Source organism: Polaribacter sp. 2305UL8-11 (assembly GCF_058147165.1).
The window spans coordinates 1-266 of sequence record NZ_JBYVJW010000052.1 but is presented as its reverse complement, the minus strand read 5'-3'; the positions used below and the strand labels follow the sequence as shown (position 1 = coordinate 266).

Below are 266 nucleotides of genomic sequence, written 5' to 3'. Positions count from 1 at the left end.
ATAGATGTTCAAGTAATTCTAACCCTTTGGCAAAGTTTTCTTTAAGTCCGCTCATACCCACATAAGTCTGATCTCCTCCAGCACTCACATAATAATTGATTCCTAATTTGTAGAACTCTTTTTTCAATTCCTCATTAGAATAAGTATCGGTACCTAAGTACTCTAAATATCCTACAGCAAGACCTAATTTTTTATTGTGGTCTCTACCCATATCAAAAATGATATTCATATCAAATAAATCGTTTGCTTCGTTTTCTATATAGGAA

1 protein-coding gene is annotated in these 266 nt (G+C 32.3%); it reads right to left on the bottom strand.

The window, feature by feature from the left end; translation table 11 throughout:
• On the bottom strand, nucleotides 1-266 hold a 266-nt coding region (locus ACY2RW_RS16175; RefSeq protein ID WP_490123766.1), incomplete at both ends, for a hypothetical protein.